Annotated in this window: 14 protein-coding genes; 5 read left to right on the top strand and 9 right to left on the bottom strand. The window is 43.0% G+C overall.

The features are described from left to right. The first annotated feature begins 48 nt into the window (after window positions 1–48). The gene (locus tag QQL36_RS19270; protein WP_321566455.1) at window positions 49–4,710 is read left to right on the top strand and encodes an alpha-L-arabinofuranosidase C-terminal domain-containing protein; all 4,662 of its coding nucleotides are present in this window, start codon (window positions 49–51) and stop codon (window positions 4,708–4,710) included. A gap of 49 nt (window positions 4,711–4,759) precedes the next feature. Here QQL36_RS19270 and dusB read toward each other — a convergent pair whose 3' ends face one another. Then, the gene (gene dusB, locus QQL36_RS19265) at window positions 4,760–5,797 is read right to left on the bottom strand and encodes a tRNA dihydrouridine synthase DusB (protein ID WP_321566454.1); all 1,038 of its coding nucleotides are present in this window, start codon (window positions 5,795–5,797) and stop codon (window positions 4,760–4,762) included. A 196-nt stretch (window positions 5,798–5,993) separates the two neighbouring features. On the opposite strand from dusB, the gene QQL36_RS19260 reads away from it, so the two are divergent. Further along, window positions 5,994–6,533 carry a hypothetical protein gene (locus QQL36_RS19260; protein WP_321566453.1) on the top strand — a complete coding sequence of 180 codons (540 nt, stop codon included), beginning with the start codon at window positions 5,994–5,996 and terminating at the stop codon, window positions 6,531–6,533. Window positions 6,534–6,731: 198 nt separating this feature from the next. On the opposite strand, the gene QQL36_RS19255 is transcribed toward QQL36_RS19260, so the two are convergent. Next, window positions 6,732–7,703: a family 43 glycosylhydrolase gene (locus QQL36_RS19255; RefSeq protein WP_083726971.1), complete on the bottom strand. Its 972-nt coding sequence runs from the start codon at window positions 7,701–7,703 to the stop codon at window positions 6,732–6,734. Window positions 7,704–8,340: 637 nt separating this feature from the next. Between QQL36_RS19255 and QQL36_RS19250 the strand changes: the two genes are divergently transcribed. Together QQL36_RS19250 and QQL36_RS19245 are read left to right on the top strand one after the other, a co-directional pair. After that, the gene (locus QQL36_RS19250; protein ID WP_083726969.1) at window positions 8,341–11,595 is read left to right on the top strand and encodes a SusC/RagA family TonB-linked outer membrane protein; all 3,255 of its coding nucleotides are present in this window, start codon (window positions 8,341–8,343) and stop codon (window positions 11,593–11,595) included. Between the two features lie 16 nt (window positions 11,596–11,611). Then, on the top strand, window positions 11,612–13,027 hold the full coding sequence (locus tag QQL36_RS19245; protein ID WP_321566452.1) for a SusD/RagB family nutrient-binding outer membrane lipoprotein: 1,416 nt from the start codon (window positions 11,612–11,614) through the stop codon (window positions 13,025–13,027). A gap of 110 nt (window positions 13,028–13,137) precedes the next feature. Here the strand turns inward: QQL36_RS19245 and QQL36_RS19240 are convergent, their stop codons facing one another. After that, window positions 13,138–13,722 carry a YdeI/OmpD-associated family protein gene (locus tag QQL36_RS19240; protein WP_321566451.1) on the bottom strand — a complete coding sequence of 195 codons (585 nt, stop codon included), beginning with the start codon at window positions 13,720–13,722 and terminating at the stop codon, window positions 13,138–13,140. Window positions 13,723–13,900: 178 nt separating this feature from the next. Between QQL36_RS19240 and QQL36_RS19235 the strand changes: the two genes are divergently transcribed. Further along, on the top strand, window positions 13,901–14,029 hold the full coding sequence (locus QQL36_RS19235) for a hypothetical protein (RefSeq protein ID WP_321566450.1): 129 nt from the start codon (window positions 13,901–13,903) through the stop codon (window positions 14,027–14,029). Between the two features lie 38 nt (window positions 14,030–14,067). Here the strand turns inward: QQL36_RS19235 and QQL36_RS19230 are convergent, their stop codons facing one another. The 6 genes from QQL36_RS19230 to QQL36_RS19205 form a co-directional block, all read right to left on the bottom strand. Beyond that, window positions 14,068–14,355 carry a hypothetical protein gene (locus QQL36_RS19230; protein ID WP_321566449.1) on the bottom strand — a complete coding sequence of 96 codons (288 nt, stop codon included), beginning with the start codon at window positions 14,353–14,355 and terminating at the stop codon, window positions 14,068–14,070. An 80-nt stretch (window positions 14,356–14,435) separates the two neighbouring features. Further along, complete coding sequence (locus QQL36_RS19225) at window positions 14,436–14,807, bottom strand: DUF5071 domain-containing protein (RefSeq protein WP_321566448.1); 372 nt, start codon at window positions 14,805–14,807, stop codon at window positions 14,436–14,438. 351 nt (window positions 14,808–15,158) lie between these two features. After that, window positions 15,159–15,812, bottom strand: coding sequence for a hypothetical protein (locus QQL36_RS19220; RefSeq protein WP_321566447.1), 654 nt, complete (start codon window positions 15,810–15,812; stop codon window positions 15,159–15,161). After that, window positions 15,787–16,401 carry a hypothetical protein gene (locus QQL36_RS19215; protein ID WP_143709008.1) on the bottom strand — a complete coding sequence of 205 codons (615 nt, stop codon included), beginning with the start codon at window positions 16,399–16,401 and terminating at the stop codon, window positions 15,787–15,789. Before QQL36_RS19215 ends, QQL36_RS19220 begins: the two co-directional genes overlap by 26 nt. Before the next feature lie 19 nt (window positions 16,402–16,420). Further along, a complete protein-coding gene (locus tag QQL36_RS19210; RefSeq protein ID WP_321566446.1) occupies window positions 16,421–17,293 on the bottom strand; it encodes a hypothetical protein in 873 nt (290 codons plus the stop codon). Beyond that, entirely contained in the window at window positions 17,290–17,973 is a 684-nt protein-coding gene (locus tag QQL36_RS19205) for a hypothetical protein (RefSeq protein ID WP_321566445.1), read from the bottom strand. Before QQL36_RS19205 ends, QQL36_RS19210 begins: the two co-directional genes overlap by 4 nt. Window positions 17,974–18,071: the final 98 nt, after the last annotated feature.

Below are 18,071 nucleotides of genomic sequence, written 5' to 3'. Positions count from 1 at the left end.
AGGTATTTGAAGCATTTTCTCACTAAGCAGGCATACTTACATGGTAATATGACCAGATATTTGAAGCTATTTTCTATTAAGCAGGTATTCTCAAATAGGGATCTGACCAGGGATTTAACGCTATTTCTTTTTAAGCAGGCATTCTTAAATTGCAATATCCAACGATATCTGACACCTGTTCTGATCATCCTTTTCCCGCTGATTTCTTCTGTTGCTTTTGCACAGCATCCCGGAGCAGTCGTATTTTCTTCTGCAAAATTCAAAACAGGTGATGCTCCACTTTGGGCTTCTTCATCGTTTGATGATCATTCATGGGGGACTATTGTTCCGGGTAAGGTTTGGCAGGAACAAGGCTATCCTGATTACCATGGATATGCGTGGTACCGGTTTCATGTTCGGTTACACAAGAGCGGGCATTGGCAAGATAGCTTACGGATATTTCTCGCACATGTGAATGATGTGGATGCTACCTATTTGAATGGTGTATTAATTGGTAAAACAGGTACTACGCCGGAGGATAAAGGTGGGTATGTAAGTAAATGGCCGAATGTGCGGTCGTATCACTTAGCGGCAGATCATCCGGCTATAAAATGGGATAAGGAGAATGTGATAGCGGTGAGGGTGTATGATGGCGGTGGCACCGGAGGGATATTTATGGGACAGCCTTTTGTAGATATGTTGGAGAAAGTGGATGGGATCAATGTAAGTTTGGGTAAGATTAAGAATAACTTTGGCCTGCGAATAGAAGGGACCTTTAGTTATTCAGTTTTAGATGAAGGCCGGGAGATTAAACATGCTTCTATTCCAACAAGTCTTGCTCCCCTTGAAGAGAAAACCTTTCCAGTTGATGCACCTCAGAAAGATGGCATTGTATTTAAATACACATTCAAAGAAACGGGCACTGGTCTGACCACACAAGGACAGATAATAGTCCCTTACATTCAAACACCCGCGCCAGGTGTATTCCCAAGAATCAATAATGCGTTGGTATCAGGTGCACGTCCCGGCCATCCTATATTATTCCGTATCGCAGCTACAGGCGCCACACCTTTAACTTATAAAGTAACAGGATTGCCATCCGGTCTTATGCAGGAAGGAGCTATCATAAAAGGATCCATTGCTGCTGTTGGCCACTACCCTATTCAAATACAGGTGTCCAATTCCCATGGTACTACTTCAAAAACCATCCTGATAAAAGTCGATTCTCTTTTACAACTCACGCCTCCTATGGGGTGGAACAGCTGGAACTGCTGGGGCCTGAGCGTGAGCGAAGATAAAGTAAAAAACTCTGCACAGGCGTTGATTGACAAAGGCCTCGCAGATCATGGCTGGTCTTATATCAACATTGACGACGGTTGGCAGGCAGCAGCACGCAATGCAGATGGTAATCTTTCACCCAATGAAAAATTTGGAGATATGAAAGGACTCGGTGACTGGCTACACAATCAAGGTTTAAAATTCGGTATCTACTCCTCCCCCGGCCCACTGACCTGTGGCGGTTTTCTGGGTTCATATCAACATGAATCAGCCGATGCAAATGTCTATAGTGCATGGGGAGTAGATTATCTAAAATATGACTGGTGTAGTTATGTGCAAACAGATACGTCATTAGCTGCTTATATCTATCCGTTCAAAGTGATGCAGCAGGCATTGGCGTCGCAAAACAGGGATATTGTATACAATCTTTGTCAGTATGGGATGAAGCGGGTATGGGAATGGGGGCCATCTGTCAATGCCCAAAGCTGGCGTACGACAGAAGATATCGATGATACATGGGAGAGCCTATATAATATCGGGTTTAGTCAGGGGCCACTGGCACCGTATGCAGGCCCAGGTAAATGGAATGATCCGGATATGATGATCGTAGGTCAGGTGGGTTGGGGAGAAAGTCTGCATCCTTCCAGATTGACACCTGATGAGCAATATACGCATGTAAGTTTGTGGAGTTTGTTATCAGCACCGTTGTTGATTGGTTGCGATATTAGCAAACTGGATAGCTTTACGTTGAATTTATTGACGAATGATGAGGTGATTGCGATAGATCAGGATACATTAGGGAAGCAGGCGGTACGGGTGAAGGATAATATCTGGGTGAAGGAATTATCTGATGGTAGCAAGGCAATTGGAATATTTAATTTAGATACAGTATATCGTGATATCACCTTATCATTTAAAGAGGTAGGACTGCCATCAAAAGTATTATTACATAATGTATGGAGACAGCGTGATGAACGATTTTGCACAGATAGCTTTCGTGCAAAAATACCACCGCATGGGGTAAAATTGCTAAAAGCCTTTCCTGTTATACAAAGTACAATTGAGGTTAAAAGTTTACGCTCTGAAGATACAATCCCGTCTACCTTACATGGCATCTTTTTTGAAGAAATCAGTCATGCAGGAGAAGGGGGATTATATGCTGAAATGATTCAGAACAGGGGATTTGAAGAGAGTCGGATACCAGCGGGGACTAAACTGGTAAATGGTATGCTGGAGGCGCCGCCAACAGAATGGAAAATGGAATGGCCTTATAAGAGTGACTGGCCGGCATGGTCGGTGAAAAGGGATAGTAATGACGACAAGGTTGTATCCGGGACTAATGCAAAATTAATTTCTCCCAATGTTTTTCTGACTATAGATCACCCTTTATCGGCTGCTACACCACACTCATTAAAACTACAAGCCCCTGCCACCTTAATCAATGAAGGCTTTTGGGGTATCGCTGTGAAAGCTGGTGAAAGCTATCAACTATCTTTCTATTTAAGAGGGTATAAAGGTACTGTCACAGCAGGTTTAACATCTCACGATCATATCATAGCTGCACATCAATTTGATATTGCCACTAATAATGACTGGCAAAAATACGAATGTGTACTTGTGCCAGATAGTACGGCTGACAAAGCAAAATTCTTTTTAGACTTTGGCTCGAAAGGCACTGCAAATGTAGACTTCGTTTCGCTATTTCCTATCAAAACTTTTCACAACAGACCTAACGGCTTACGCAATGATATTGCTACCCTAATCGACAGTCTGCATCCATCCTTTGTAAGATGGCCAGGTGGCTGCTTCGTAGAAGGCATTACCATTGAAAGCGCGCCCAACTGGAAAAACACGATTGGTAAATTAGAAAATCGCCCAGGTACATTTAGTCCGTGGGGATATTGGAGCAGCGATGGATTTGGATACCATGAATATTTGCAATTCTGTGAAGATATCCATGCAGATGCATTGTTTGTATTCAACGCAGGTACATCCTGCGAATACCGTAGCGGCACATCAGTACCAGATTCATTATTACAACCCTACATTCAGGATGCACTGGATGCAATAGAATATGCCATAGGGCCGGTTACATCCAAATGGGGAGCTCTAAGGACTTCCAACGGGCACCCCACACCTTTTCCATTGAAATATGTAGAGGTAGGCAATGAACAGCATGGCCCTGTCTATGCAAAGCGATATAATCGCTTTTATGATGCCATACATGCAAAGTATCCAAACATTACCATCCTGGCCAGCATGGGCATCGGTGATGTAAACAGGCATACCTTAGACAGTATGCAACATGTACAACGGGTAGATGAACATGCTTACAAAGATGCTTATTGGAGCATGCGGAATTTCGATCACTTTGATAAATACAAACGTGGCGACTGGGATATGTATGTAGGAGAATACGCCACCAATTCCGGCGTAGGCACAGGTAATATGCAGGCGGCGGTAAGTGATGCAATTTATGTACTCAGCATGGAGAAGAATGCTGATTTAGTAAAGATGTCTTCTTACGCTCCTCTTTTAGTAAATGAACATGATGTAGACTGGCCGGTTAATCTTATTCATTTTGATGCAGCGAATAGTTATGCGCGTATTTCTTATTATGCCATTAAATTACTCGCAGATAATAAAGCGGATTTCAATCTACCTACATCAGTTACTGTTTCTTCTGATAATGACGCCCCACTTTATTCAGGAGGTATTGGTGTAGGCACATGGGATACAGAAGCTGAATTCAAAGATATCAAAGTAAATGGTCAGGCATTTGATCTTTCAGAATGGTCATTTCCAAGAGGTGCCTGGAAAGTAACTGACTCTTCTATTGCGCAAACTGCGGAAGGCGCACAGCAACTGGCAGTATTAAAAAACCACTCTTTCGATAGTTACACATTAACACTGAAGGCACGCAAAACAGGTGGGGTCAATGCGTTCATGATCCCGTTTGCAGTATTGGATAGTAATACTTATTTACGGGCACATATTGGTTCATGGTGGAATAGTCATTGTGTATTTGAAAGTGTTACGAATGGGTATGACGTAGCGGGGATTTCAGATCAAAAGAAAATAAATCCTTTGGAAACCGGGCGTTGGTATGATGTAAAATTAGACGTGGGCAAGGATACGGTGAAGTGCTTTTTAAATGATACATTGATTATGCAATATATCCCGCCGCAGAAATTCTATAGTATAGCGGGGAAGGCGAAGAATGGGGATGTTATTGTAAAAGCGGTAAATGGGTATGGTTCATCAGTAATGGCGGATATTAAACTTGAAACAGCGGGGAAGCATGTTTTAGTAATTAGTTCCTTATCGGCTCCTGCGAATGCGGAGAATAGTATGGAAGCGCCGATGGAATATGTACCGGAGACGTTGGTGGGAGATTCTTTGCAAGTGGTATTAAAGCCGAATTCGGTGAATGTAATCAGGATATTACATTAGTTTGGATAATATCAGATCCGACTAACTCCTTAATATGGTCTAGCCATTATCAAAGTGCGCAATTCTCGTGATAGTTTACCAGTTGAATAGGTTTGTTTTCAAATTCAAATCCTTTGTAAGCGGCCTGTATTTCATCCAATACCTGCTCTATTTCTTCGTGAATAGTAGTTGATACCAACCGCTTACGAAACTCCTGAAACGCTGGCAACCCTTTCAAATAAGTAGTCATGTGTTTCCGCATGGCAAATACCCCCATTTGCGGCCCTCTCCATTCGATAGATTTACTTAACTGAAGCTTGCAGGCGGCGATTCTTTCTGCGAGATTTGGACCGGGTAATAGCTCCCCTGTTTGAATATAGTGCTTTACCTCTCTGAAAATCCATGGATACCCGATGGCCGCACGGCCAATCATTATCCCATCAATTCCATAGCGATTTTTATATTCCAATGCTTTCTGCGGACTATCAATATCCCCGTTTCCAAAGATTGGGATCCTGATCCGTGGGTTATTTTTCACCTTGCCAATCAGTTCCCAGTTGGCCTCCCCTTTATACAACTGACACCGGGTCCTGCCATGAATGGCGAGGGCTTTCACCCCTACATCCTGCAGGCGTTCCGCCACTTCCTCAATATTTTTTGAATCTTCATCCCATCCAAGGCGTGTCTTTACCGTTACCGGCAGGTGGGTGGCTTTTACGCAGGCTTCTGTGAGGCGCACCATAAGATCGATATTTTTTAATACTCCTGATCCTGCTCCCCTGTTCACAATCCCCTTGATCGGACAGCCAAAGTTGATATCCAGCAGGTCTGGCTGGGTCATATCGACGATTTTAGCCGCCATAGCGAGCTTGTCCTCATCGCCCCCAAAGATCTGTACGCCAACCGGTCTTTCCTCTCCAAATATGGCCAGCCGACGACGGCATTTCTCGGTATCCTTCACCAGTCCTTCGCTGGAAATGAATTCCGTGTACATCAGGTCGGCACCATTCTCTTTACACACCACGCGAAATGGCGGGTCGCTCACGTCTTCCATAGGCGCAAGGAGCAAAGGGAAATCGGGCAGCACTATTTGATCGATCTTAACCATAGGGTGCAAAGGTACAAAATACGTCGTGACTACAATACCAAAACGACATTATAAGGTCATTACAAGTACATCCATATATCGATTTGATATTGAGGTGAATATTTAGTGATGTGTTAGTACTCATTTGGTATTATAGTCACACTATAGCTCCAGCGTATGTATTAATATTGTTCTTATAATCCCAAAATTGTTTGTTATGGCGCTTGTAAAAGACAACATACTCCTCCAACTCGTGCGAGGCACGCTCGGCGATCAAATCACGATTTACGAAAGGAACGGGCAGATAATCATGGCGAAGAAACGCGGTCCGTCAAAGAAAAAGCCAACGAAAAAACAGCTGGAAGCAAGATATAAGATGAAAATTGCGGCGGCTTATGCCAAGGTAATACTGAAAGATCCGGTGTTAAAGGCTTATTATCAATCCCTCGCAGGACCTGGCCAGAATGCTTATAATATGGCGGTGAAGGATGCTTTCAGGTCTCCGGAGATCCAGCAAATCCGGTTGGAAGAGATGGATGTGGTGGTGACGGCGAAAGATGAATTCAGGGTTGCGGAAGTGGAAGTACGGGTAGTCGATGCTGCAGGCAGCATATTAGAAAGGGGCAAGGCAGTATTGGGGCGGAATGGCGTGGATTGGTATTATAAAACGGTGGACTTACCGCCTGGTGGTAAGGTGGTGGTAGTCGCAGTGGATTTGCCCGGAAATGGAACGATTAGGGAGCTGTTGCTAGCGTAAAAAAACAGGCAAATACGGATGAAGGGAGTTGCTTTATGGAATAATTCTATTTCGGTAAAATGGCCTCTTATTTAGATAACATGAATGCATCATACCATCTATCTCATTAGATAACATGAATGCGTCATACCATCTTATTTAGATATCATGAATGCATCATACCATCTCATTTAGATACCACAGATGCATCATACCATCTCATTTAGACTCCGTGGATGCATCTATCCTTTTCCACGCCCCCGTCTTCACATCTATCGTCCAGGGCTGAGGCTCCGGCAGGAATAGCTTTCCATCACCTATCTGCAATGGCATCCAAAGGTACGCGGAATTCCATTGTTCTTTAGGCTTCCAGATATCACCCATAAATATCACCGTGGTATCTACTTTCAGTAACATCGTAGATTGTGAGCCGTACGTTTTCTTTTCTGGTGGTGCGATGTCTTTAAACTCCGTCCACGGACCTTCCAGGGTCGGAGCAGTAGCGTATTTATTGGGATTAGGGTCCCAGCCTGTGAGCCGTGAACCAATGGAATAATACAGTCCTTTATAATGTACAATCGCCCCTCCTTCCATTGGTGCTTTCACCAGGCTCATATCCTTCTCCACATCCATGTAATCATCTGACAACTTCGCAATGTGAAAGCCATTGGGCCTGTCTTCAAATACTATATACGCCGTACCATCATCATCGATGAACTGCCCGATATCACGGCTTTCGAAACCCAGCGGGCGAAAGCTCTTTACGTAAGTATAATTACCATCGGGTTTATTGCTCACCGCAATCCCCACCCGGGCGAATTTATAACTACGGTTATCGAGGTGAAAGTACATGACGTACTTTTTAGATTTCTTATTGTAATATACTTTCGGTCTTTCCAATACCCAATGATGTCCGAGATTTTCAGGATCAGACAATTTTAACACATCCCCTTTGGAAGTCCAGTGCATCAGGTCTTTACTTGCATAACAACTCACATAACGATACCCGGTATCCAGTCCCTGCCGTCTTTCTTCACCGTACCAATAGTAAGTATCTTTGATTTTGATAATGCCACCACCATGTGCCTGAATATGATTGCCATTGTTATCCGGCCAGGGAGCAGCAGGATGGATCTGTGCGTGCAGAAATGTTGTCAGCGTGAGCAGGATAAAGGTAAATAGATGTCTCATCGGCTATAATTGTCAATAAGACGAATATACCATAAATATAATTCACACCATAGTGCTGCACCCAATATAAAAAAATCCACAAGTTAATAAGCACCGCACTCTATATAGAAAATCCGGGTGCTCAATAATCAACCAATCGCCCTGTAGATATGGCTTTTACCCCCAAAGGAAATACATATAATCATATTATATGATCCCTATATATTGTAAAACAGGTTGCCCGTATTTTAGCTGACTCTTCTTAAAATTTGATAAATACAAACAAGGAATCTTTGCTTTTACTATTTTTATATGAGCAAAAGACGCACTAAGTTTTTATCCAGTTATAGTACCCGAACTATTGAACTTATCATTTGATTAAAACATAAATGTCAACCAAAATGGCGAAATGATGATCCTGTTATTTTGTTATTCAATCATATGTGAATGAATGTCTTTGGCTATACCTATGCTGACGGGGTATAAGCAAATTTGTATTTAAAAGATTGCAAAACAACTATTGAAAGTGACGCGGCAACGCGCCTTATTATGATGCTTATTAACGTCCGTGATTCTCACTCTGAATCGCGGAGAGGGACTTATTGCCAACACCTACTCAGGTTCTTTTTTTTAAACCAAAATCTAAATTCAAACAACTATGAAAGGAAAATTACCCGCGCTCCTTTTGATCTTTCTATTGAAAGTCAGTCTCCTCATGGCCCAGGACACCAGAAAAATTACCGGAAAGGTAGTCGGTATTGATGATGAACCTATACCGGGAGTCACCGTCGGTGTAGTCGGAACATCCTTTGGTACCGTCACCGGTCCGGATGGTACATTCTCCATCAGTGTGCCTGCAAAAACTAAAACATTGGTATTACGCAGTGTTGGTTTTAAAACGGAAAATATTCAGATCACAGCTATTGCACAACTCAATGTCGTAATGAAGCCCGCTGCCAGTGATTTGTCAGAGGTCCTTGTATCCGGCGCTTATGGTACACAACAATCTAAACGGTCTACTTCCTACAATGCACAGGTAGTAACCGGTGAACAGATTAACACCATCCGGCAAAGCGATTTTAGCAATGCATTGGCAGGTAAAGTAGCTGGTTTGCAGGTCAGGAGCCAGTCTGCCGCCAAGCTGGGATCTAATGCTTCTATCCTGTTAAGAGGTGTTACAGGTTTTTCTACCGGTTCAGACAATTCACCCATTTACATTGTAGATGGTACCATTATTTCAAACATCAACAGTATCAACCAGGATGAGATACAGGATGTGAGCATTCTGCAAGGCCCTGCAGCCGGTGCATTGTACGGCTCAAGAGGTGCGAATGGTGCGGTAGTGATCACTATGAAAAAAGGTGCTAAAGGTAATGGAGTAGGTGTGCAGGTGAATATGGGGATCCAGGTAGACAATGTTATGAACCTGCCGCGTTATCAGAATGAATATGCCGGCGGATCTTCTGATACACTTATTCAATACCATTATACAACAGGGCAACCGGAAGCATGGCAGGCGCTGGATGGTAAGTATTATCATGACTATGCGGATGATGCCAGCTGGGGTCCGAAGATGAGCGGGCAGGAATATATTCCCTGGTATGCATGGTATGGCGGCACTAAATACTCCTACAAGACAGCCGCCCTTACACCACAGCCGAACAATGCAAAAAGCTTCTTTAACAAAGGTATTACTGCCAATAACAGTGTATCATTTTCGAATAACAGTGATAAGCTAAACTTTAAACTGGCGTATCAAAACCAGTACATCAAAGGCATGGTACCTACGCAATATCAAAAGCGCAACAACCTGAATGCGACTGGTACCTATGCTATTAATAACCACTTTTCGGTAGCTGCAAATATCACCTATGATAATACTTTCCTTTTTGGCGAAGTAAGTGATGGTTATGCCAATGCAACGACGGGAAGTTTTAACCAGTGGTTTCACAGGGACCTGGATATTGGTATTATGAAGGAACTGCAAAACCTGAAGACGGATGATGGGGTATATGCCAGCTGGAACCACCTGAATCCAACATCCTACAGTAGTTCAGATCCAGACAATTTCTATTCCGGCAACTACTGGTATAACCCTTATACCTATCTGAACAATGTCAACTACAATAAAAATACTGATCGCATTTTTGGCAATGCATCCTTTACTTACGAAGTAAATAAGGACCTGAAATTCACAGCTACCTACCGCAAACAACAGGCGATACTCTGGATAGAAAATATGCGTAGCTCAGATCTGGCCATGAGTGGTGGACAGACGGGAGAGGTTGGTTATTATTATACCTATAGCGAAAATAATAACAAGCGCAATATCGAATTGCAGGGTAGTTATAATAAAAAGATCCATGATTTCTCAATCAATGCGATGGCGGGTGCGGACTTTTACAAGTACCTCCTTAAAACAAACTATGCTGCTACGAGTGGAGGATTATCCATTTATAATCTTTACACGATCAGCAACTCTGTAAACACGGCTACATCCGGCAACGGCAGATCAGAAGAAAAATACCGTGCATTTTTCGGCAACCTGAACCTGGGATATAAGAACTTCCTGTTTTTGAATGCGACTGCCAGAAACGACTATTTCAGTACACTACCGGCTGATGATAATAGTGTATTCTCTAAATCAATCGGGGGCTCATTTGTATTTTCTGAATTTACTAAAAACGTGTTACCATTCCTCAACTATGGTAAGGTAAGGGCCTCCTGGGGTGAAGTACCCAAAGCATTAGGTACTACCAGTGAAACATTTGGTGCTTACAGGTATCCGGGATCACTATATGGTATTCTGAATAACAAATGGAATGGTAATCTGCTTATGTATACGAACGCAGCATTGGTAGATTCAAAGATTCACGGGGCTGCTTCCCAATCATTTGAATTGGGCATGGATCTGGGTTTCCTGAAAGACAGGATCACCATTGCCGCTACTTATTTCAAAACCAAGGATAAGGATTTTCCTTATACAGTGACCATCAATGGCGCCAGCGGATATGTATCTATGTTGACGAATATAGGTGCTATTGAGCGCAGCGGGATGGAATTTAGCCTGAATGTAATACCCGTGTCTACAAAGAATTTCAAATGGTACCTGACATCTAACTGGTCTCCACTCATTAAGAACGATGTGGAGGAAATCAGTAAGGAATACAATATCAATCAAACGGCGAGTCAGGGTACGATATGGAGTACCAGTTTCCCTTCACTGTACCATGTGGCTGGTAAGCGCTGGGGACAACTGATTGGTGGTGGTAAAGCGTATGATGCCAAAGGCCGCCCGTTGGTAAATGCCAGTGGAACTTCATTTGTCAATAATTCTACCTACAATTATGGAAGTGTTTTGCCTACACATACAGGGGGTGTACAGAACTCATTTACGATCATGAAAAACTTTACGCTCAGTTTTAATATAGACTGGCAATTGGGTGGCAAATTCGTTTCCTTATCTGAAGTGTGGGGTACGTTCAGTGGCTTGACAGCGAGAACTGCCGGGCTGAATGACAGAGGTAAACCTAAAAGGGATGCGGTGGAAGATGGCGGAGGTATGCATTTAAAAGGGTATACAGCTGATGGAACTGAAGTAGATACTTATGTAGATACACATACCTACTATCAGAACATGTACAACAATTACATCTTTAATGATTATGTATATGACCTGACGTTTGTGAAGCTGCGTGAAATTTCTGTTGGTTATAATGTACCCTTGAAAAAGCTGAGACTAGACAAGGTATTTAACAGCGCGAATGTATCGCTGGTGGCGCGTAACTTATGGTTGCTGTATAGCAAGACAGGTGGTGACTTTGATCCGTCAGAGATTGCCAATGTGTATGGGGAATCGGCTAACCTGCCTGGTAGCAGAAGTTATGGTATGAATGTGACACTGAACTTTTAATTCTAAATCGACAACAATGAGAAAGTATATATATTGTTTTTTGATAGCCGGTTTGTTCTCTTGTAGTAAAATAAAAGACTTCGGAGATACGAACGAAAATCCTACGGCGGTAAATACTGGAGATGCGGGAGGTTTTCTGACTTATACACTGGCGTATACAGCATCGACTTACATTACTCAGGGGATTTATGTGCAGTATGCCATGGAGTCACAATACCCGGGTACTTGTTTTTATTCAGACAACTCTTCTTCTTTCACCGGGTATTATTCCGCTTACCTGAATTATTTGCAGCAGATTATCCGAATGGGGTATGCAGGTAGTACTACTAATAATATGGTGCAGGTCGTTAAGATCCTGCAACAGTATTACTATTTGAATATTACAAATAACTGGGGGGATGTACCGTATAGTGAAGCATTGCAGGGGGATGCGAATACCAAGCCGGCGTACGATAAGCAGGAGGATATTTATAGTGGTATTATCAGTACAATCAGAGGTGCGGTAGATTCTATTGATGCATCGACCATTGATGGGGACATTGCATTTGATGGTGATCCTGATGCATGGAAGCGGGTAGGCAATTCTATTATTATGCTGGCATCGATACAATTATCGAAGCGCTATCCGGACGCGGGTGGAACGGCCGCGACAGCGTTTAATACAGCGCTTGGCAATGCAGGCGGGTATATTTCTGCAAATGATGAGAATTTCAGTATTGTTTATCCGGGAGATGCTTATCAGAATCTTTGGTACCAGACATATTATTCCCGCTCAGATTATGGGGAGAGTGAAACGATGACCGATCTGATGGCATCGTTAGGTGATACGCGTCAGCATGCTTTTGGTGGTGCGACGACGACTGTGGGGGATACGACATCCTCTTCTTTGGGATTGCCTTATGGTGTAACGAGGACGGAGATTGTGAACTGGACGGCGGCGCATACGGGTTATGCGAGGATATTACGGGGAGATCTGCGATTGCAGACAAGTCCGATGGTATTGATCTCAGCGGCATATATCACGCTGGTTCGGGCAGAGGCAGCGAATCTGGGTTGGACGACGGAGAGTGCGGCAGCTTTATATGCTGCGGGAATTCAGTTGTCTTTTGATGATTGGGGAGAGGATATGCCGGATGAGTATTTATCACAGGAAGGAGTTGTATGGGGCACAGATAATGTGAAGAAGATCGCGATACAGCAGTTTATAGCGGTGTATCCGAATGGTTTGTATGCGTGGAATATATGGCGGAAGACGGGGTACCCGGTGTTGACGCCTTCGGTAAATGCGGCGAATGAGAGTGGGGAGATACCGAGGCGGTTTAAGTATGCGACATCAGAGGCGACGACCAATCCGGATAACCTGGCAATTGCAGTGGAGCGCCTGGATGGTGGGAATACGGATGTAGCGAGGATTTGGTGGGATAAGGAATAACGCAGTTCGATTTAGATAAAATGACGAAAATGGAATCAGTCCTGCCAGTCGTGGCGGGACTGTTTTTTGGGGTTATTTAGGGTCACAACCTGCCAAAGTCGTATGCGTGTTTATTTATATTTATCGTGCAGACCGATACCTTGTGCTATGAGGGTGGCTACTTTTTCTAATCTTGCCTGTTTGGTTTTTTCCTGTTTTGCGGTGGCGATGTGTTCTGCGAAATCCCGTTGATTGGTTTTACTTAGTTTTTCAAATTTCTCCCTTAGTACGGGGTTTGTGTCTAACAGGTCTTGTAGTTCTTTTGGAATAATCAGCGGCTTGTTTTTATCAGCGGTTATTTTGATGCCTTTGGCTTCATTGGCCACTGCTTCGGCCACGTAATCTTTGATCAGTTTTTCATCAATTTCTTTTACGGAGGCGAAGCGCATGGAACGCATGGCCTTTGTACCTTCCTGGGCGTTGATCAATACTTTGGCATTGTCTGCTAATAAGGCTCCCTGGAAAAACCAGAGTCCGCAGTAGGATTTGAAGTCGCTGATGCCTACTATGTTTTTGCCATTGGAAGTGTAGGTGGGTTTACCCCATTTGAAGGTTTCTTCCAGGCCGGTTTTGAGGAGGATCTTGCGTAGGGTGAGCAGTTCATCTTTCCATTGGGAAAGGTGTGCGAAGAATTCATCTGGGGTGTTGATAGCCATAACGGGGTGTTTATGTAAATATAAAAATATTTTTGTGTTGATATTTCGGACCTTGATTTTTCATGGGGTAAAAGTCGGCCTTTAGAAGGTTCAGATATTTCACCGGTTCAAAATTGGTTTTTACCGGTCATTTTGGTTGGCTTTACCTGGATAGGATTGTTTCAGCTACTTTTACAATATGAAAGGAAAACATATACTCATCTCCGGCGCCAGCATCGCTGGTCCGGTGCCCGGCTGGTGGCTGAGTAAATACGGATGGCAGGTGACCATCAAGTCCTTTTTACTACGATCGGAAAGACATCAATAAACAGAAAGCAATTATCAGGCAGGTATTTGAGGGATGAGTCAGCAGATGTGGAAGGTATTGCCATATACGCCGTGGAAGAATATGATGGTGGAGCTGCCGGGGAAGGTGGCGAATTCGATTGAGATGAAGGAGTATGGGGAGGGTTTTAAGATTGTCACTATGGTGTAAACTAATTTTAAATTATGGCTACGCGGTACGATCAATTCTAATTCGTGAGCAGAAGTGACTTTTTGATTTACAGACTCTTGCTCAGCAGTTGATGTATTGCCCTGCTGGCAGGAAATAATAAACAAAAAGCTGCTAAATCCTGCTATGAGTTTGGTCATATACAAAAGAAATGGTACACTGCCAGCGTACCATTTTAATATCTTTTGTTCCTGAAAATCAATTCATTTTCGCAGCACCACTAATTTAATATCTTCTCGGCGATCCATTTCAGATCTGCATCTTCTTCTCTCTGCGTCGGGCTATCCCTCATTCTCTTAATCACCACTTCCAGTTCCTCATCCAGTTTAATAGGTGCCTGTTTTATCAAGCCAGCCATGATACTAAACTTCCATTCATCATCATCGGTCGAAAAGACCTGCAATATTTCATCTTTGATCTCATTCACATGCGGCGCCAGATATTCTCCTATTGGTCTCGACACATGCCAGCGAAGATCCTGTACCCATTCTAATAGCCTGATTACGTCCATGCGGACTTCTTCAAATGGTAACTCTTCCAAAATGCTAACGGCCTGAAGGTCATCTTTTGCCTTAGGAATATAACTTTTCATGATTGGGTTATTTTTTATTCCAATGTCTTTTACTGGTTATAGTACAAGAGTGTATACAACGAGCATACTTAACAAAGCAATTCCGATCAGAAGGAGAGTGTACTTTCTTCCTGCTGAATTTTTCTTCGGCAATAGGTTTAGTATGACAAATACTATTATAACCGGTAAAAGAAACATCACAAAAATAACAAGGATATTAGTGGAGGAAAAAGTACTTAGTAATGTCATGGTATGATTCTCGTCATGAAAATATTGGAAAAGGTGATAATCAGGAATCAGATGTCAATAAGGCCCCATTATTGTGGTGCTCCCTCGGGCATATGTGTGTTTTAAAGGAGACCATAGCGAATGCTATGGTCTCCTTATATGCTTGAAAGCCCCTCTCTTGTCCTTCGTATCTTTATCAAATGTGATCCTGTTTACCATTTCCCGCATCCGGCTTCTCACTTCTTTCCCGTATTTTCTTTCAATCGCATCAGGATTTAATGACGATGTGATATGCGTAAAGGTACCGTAGCGAGTGAACAACTCATGTCTTCCTAACAGGATCTTTTTCATTACCTCGCAGGTAATACGATAGTAATGTCCGGGTTCTTCCATGCCCAGATCATCAAAGCACCAGATACGGTGGTTATAACTATCTTTTCTTTCAGGGTCACCGATGTATTTGTCCAGGGTAACAGGACCTTGTCTATTAAATGCTGCACTGACCCTGTCGCAGTTTTGTAATTCGTAGTTTAGCGGCGCCGGAACTATGAGTTGCATTAAGCGCATGATGTGTGTCTTGCCTACTCCTACCGGCCCACCTAGAAAGATGCCTTTATGCAGGTCGATGTTAAACTCGTTGGCCACTTCTTCATCACGGAGCATCCAGGCGATGATGGGTATCCATACAGGGAGGTCTTCGTTGTGTATATGGAAGTGTTTCCCGAATTGTTCCCTGCCTTTTTCAGCCAGCAGGTGCAGGATTTGTTTGTAGTTAAAAAGACTGGTCGTAATCCTCATTGTTGTTGTTAGATTTTGAGACGTTTAACATCCATTTATGCGCGAGTGGTTGCCAGTGTTGCACCGGGGTATTGCCGGTGAGCCAACTCGTGGCTTCATGGTGATACCAGAATTTTAGTGCTTCTTCTCTCGGATAATTTTGCGTCGAGAAAAACTTCAGTACTTCTTCCAGATTGGGAAGACCATTTGACACATCATTTGATATAGTTTTTATATTAGTTTGTAATAAGTGTCCTTCCAGAGAGACCATAGCATTCTCCATTTTCGTGTTTTGTGGTCTGTTTAACCGTTCTGTGAGTCCATCTAATGGAATCATGGATATAGTGGCCGGGCATTGTCTTTGCGCAGACGGATAATAGACCAGGTATTGATGTGCATGCAGTTCCTTGATGCAGCGGTAATAGGTAGATTTTGCTTTGATCTTTGCTGCGGACATTATTTCGTCGCGCCGGATGTTAAATGTTTTTCTAAACCCCAGTTTATTCCAGGTGTTAAAGAGTGCCATGTAAAGGGAATAGTGGTATGATACCATCCATTTCTCCTTTGCTGCCTTATCTAAGAAGGCATTGAGATGAATGATGTAATTCATGGGATGTATGTTGATGGTTTTAGGATTGCAGTTCTTCCAGTTGGCCTTGCAGCCAGCGTCGTAGCATTTTAGTGATGGGTGGATTTCCCGGATCAAAGATCACGTCGTTTCTGACCAGGATATCTTTGGTTGTGCTATTCATATTTTTCAGAATCTTTATTTTTTCACCTGTCAACACCGTACTTTCCATCTCTGCCGTGATGGAGGAGGTGAGGTGGTGCATAAAAGTGATTTCATTAAAATTGAGGTAAAACAAAAGCCCGTATACCTGATCTTTATGCAGGTTTTCTCCCTGTGTGTTAATGAGAGCCATTAGTTGGGTAACCAGGTTCCAGATATAGTCATGTTCGTGATAACTAAATCGGGAATTCGCCTGATTCCATAATTTGCAGATGGCGGCATACATAATGCGCCATAGTTTTTGTAAGTGTTTTCCTTTCTCTTCCATCCATTGTGCGATGAGGAGCACCTTGTGGTGATACATTGATTTTTCAATTTCTATATAGATCAATGGTGGTGCACTGGTTTTGTCGAAATGGGATGGATATTGAAGCTGCATCTCCTTTAGCAGGCGAAAGCATTCATAGCATACATTCTTATTTCTGGCAGCAGGGTCATCATATGCAGATGGTTCTTGTGGATCCAGATCACCGAGCCATGATAGTGGGACCTGGTCGAATATTTGTCTGACCTGCTCCTGCCAGGTACGCATGTATCTTCTTAATACAGCATCGTCTTTAGCGGATAGCATAAAGTCGGCTATTGCGTCTTGCATAAATGTGAGCGTCTCCTGGAGATTATCATATGCTGCGTCTTTGAGTTCATCGGACTCACAGAGGTATTCTTCCACGCTGACGCGTAAGTCGTGGAGGGGGAAAAATGGAAAATTCATGGTGTTTGTGTTTGTGTATAAGTTTGGGGTTGGGTTTGGGCATTCGTTGGCGCTTGAATTTGTGTTTGTGTTTTAGGGGTTGCGTTTTCTACATGAATGATTTTTACGGACTGACAGTATACCGGGATGCCTGGTTCTGCTATTTCTCCATTTATGAATGAGAGGCCAAGCAGGATAACGATGGGTTCTCCAAGAGGTTGGGGCATTGGTATTGTCAGATTAAAAGCATTTACAGGATCGCGGTTCAATGGAATAAGCGAAGACTGTGTTGATTGCATGTAAGCTGAATAGTTATAAAAATCCAATGCTGCAGCTACCGCTATTATTCTGCAATGTGTAGCATTGGTGGGACTTATTACCTGTGCAGCCGGGATAAAAGACGATATGTCAATCATAATTTTTGTGTAGTCCTGCACATTAATTGTATAAAAGACATCAAAAAAATCTGACAGGGCCTGATTCGGATCCAGGTCATAGCCTATCAATGGACGCAGGCCTGACATACTTATATGTCGTTTTCCTGAAGTATTGGATGAATCATTTTTGAGTACTTCCCGGTAAAGAAATCTTTGAAGTAATCTAAATCTGCTGCGGTCAGGTTGCATATAGACAGGGCCGCAATAACATACTGTGAGAATGAGTTTGGATGCACGGGCAATGTGAATCAATTCTCTATTCATTTTTCTTTTTTTTGATACACGTTTCTCCTTACGCCTGTTGGGGCGTTGATCGTTTTTTAGCATAGCGTAATTGTAAATTTTTGTGATTTAAAAAAGTT

Source organism: Chitinophaga sp. LS1 (assembly GCF_034274695.1).
Lineage (GTDB): Bacteria > Bacteroidota > Bacteroidia > Chitinophagales > Chitinophagaceae > Chitinophaga.
The sequence above is the reverse complement of the archived record's forward strand: the minus strand, read 5'-3'. Positions and strand labels throughout refer to the sequence as shown.

Excerpts from the sequence above, each read along its gene's own strand:
- QQL36_RS19270 (WP_321566455.1), top strand. The coding sequence starts at position 49 with ATGACCAGATATTTGAAGCTATTTTCTATTAAGCAGGTATTCTCAAAT.
- dusB (WP_321566454.1), bottom strand. The coding sequence starts at position 5,797 with ATGGTTAAGATCGATCAAATAGTGCTGCCCGATTTCCCTTTGCTCCTT.
- QQL36_RS19260 (WP_321566453.1), top strand. The coding sequence starts at position 5,994 with ATGGCGCTTGTAAAAGACAACATACTCCTCCAACTCGTGCGAGGCACG.
- QQL36_RS19255 (WP_083726971.1), bottom strand. The coding sequence starts at position 7,703 with ATGAGACATCTATTTACCTTTATCCTGCTCACGCTGACAACATTTCTG.
- QQL36_RS19250 (WP_083726969.1), top strand. The coding sequence starts at position 8,341 with ATGAAAGGAAAATTACCCGCGCTCCTTTTGATCTTTCTATTGAAAGTC.
- QQL36_RS19245 (WP_321566452.1), top strand. The coding sequence starts at position 11,612 with ATGAGAAAGTATATATATTGTTTTTTGATAGCCGGTTTGTTCTCTTGT.
- QQL36_RS19240 (WP_321566451.1), bottom strand. The coding sequence starts at position 13,722 with ATGGCTATCAACACCCCAGATGAATTCTTCGCACACCTTTCCCAATGG.
- QQL36_RS19235 (WP_321566450.1), top strand. The coding sequence starts at position 13,901 with ATGAAAGGAAAACATATACTCATCTCCGGCGCCAGCATCGCTGGTCCG.
- QQL36_RS19230 (WP_321566449.1), bottom strand. The coding sequence starts at position 14,355 with ATGACCAAACTCATAGCAGGATTTAGCAGCTTTTTGTTTATTATTTCC.
- QQL36_RS19225 (WP_321566448.1), bottom strand. The coding sequence starts at position 14,807 with ATGAAAAGTTATATTCCTAAGGCAAAAGATGACCTTCAGGCCGTTAGC.
- QQL36_RS19220 (WP_321566447.1), bottom strand. The coding sequence starts at position 15,812 with ATGAGGATTACGACCAGTCTTTTTAACTACAAACAAATCCTGCACCTG.
- QQL36_RS19215 (WP_143709008.1), bottom strand. The coding sequence starts at position 16,401 with ATGAATTACATCATTCATCTCAATGCCTTCTTAGATAAGGCAGCAAAG.
- QQL36_RS19210 (WP_321566446.1), bottom strand. The coding sequence starts at position 17,293 with ATGAATTTTCCATTTTTCCCCCTCCACGACTTACGCGTCAGCGTGGAA.
- QQL36_RS19205 (WP_321566445.1), bottom strand. The coding sequence starts at position 17,973 with ATGAATAGAGAATTGATTCACATTGCCCGTGCATCCAAACTCATTCTC.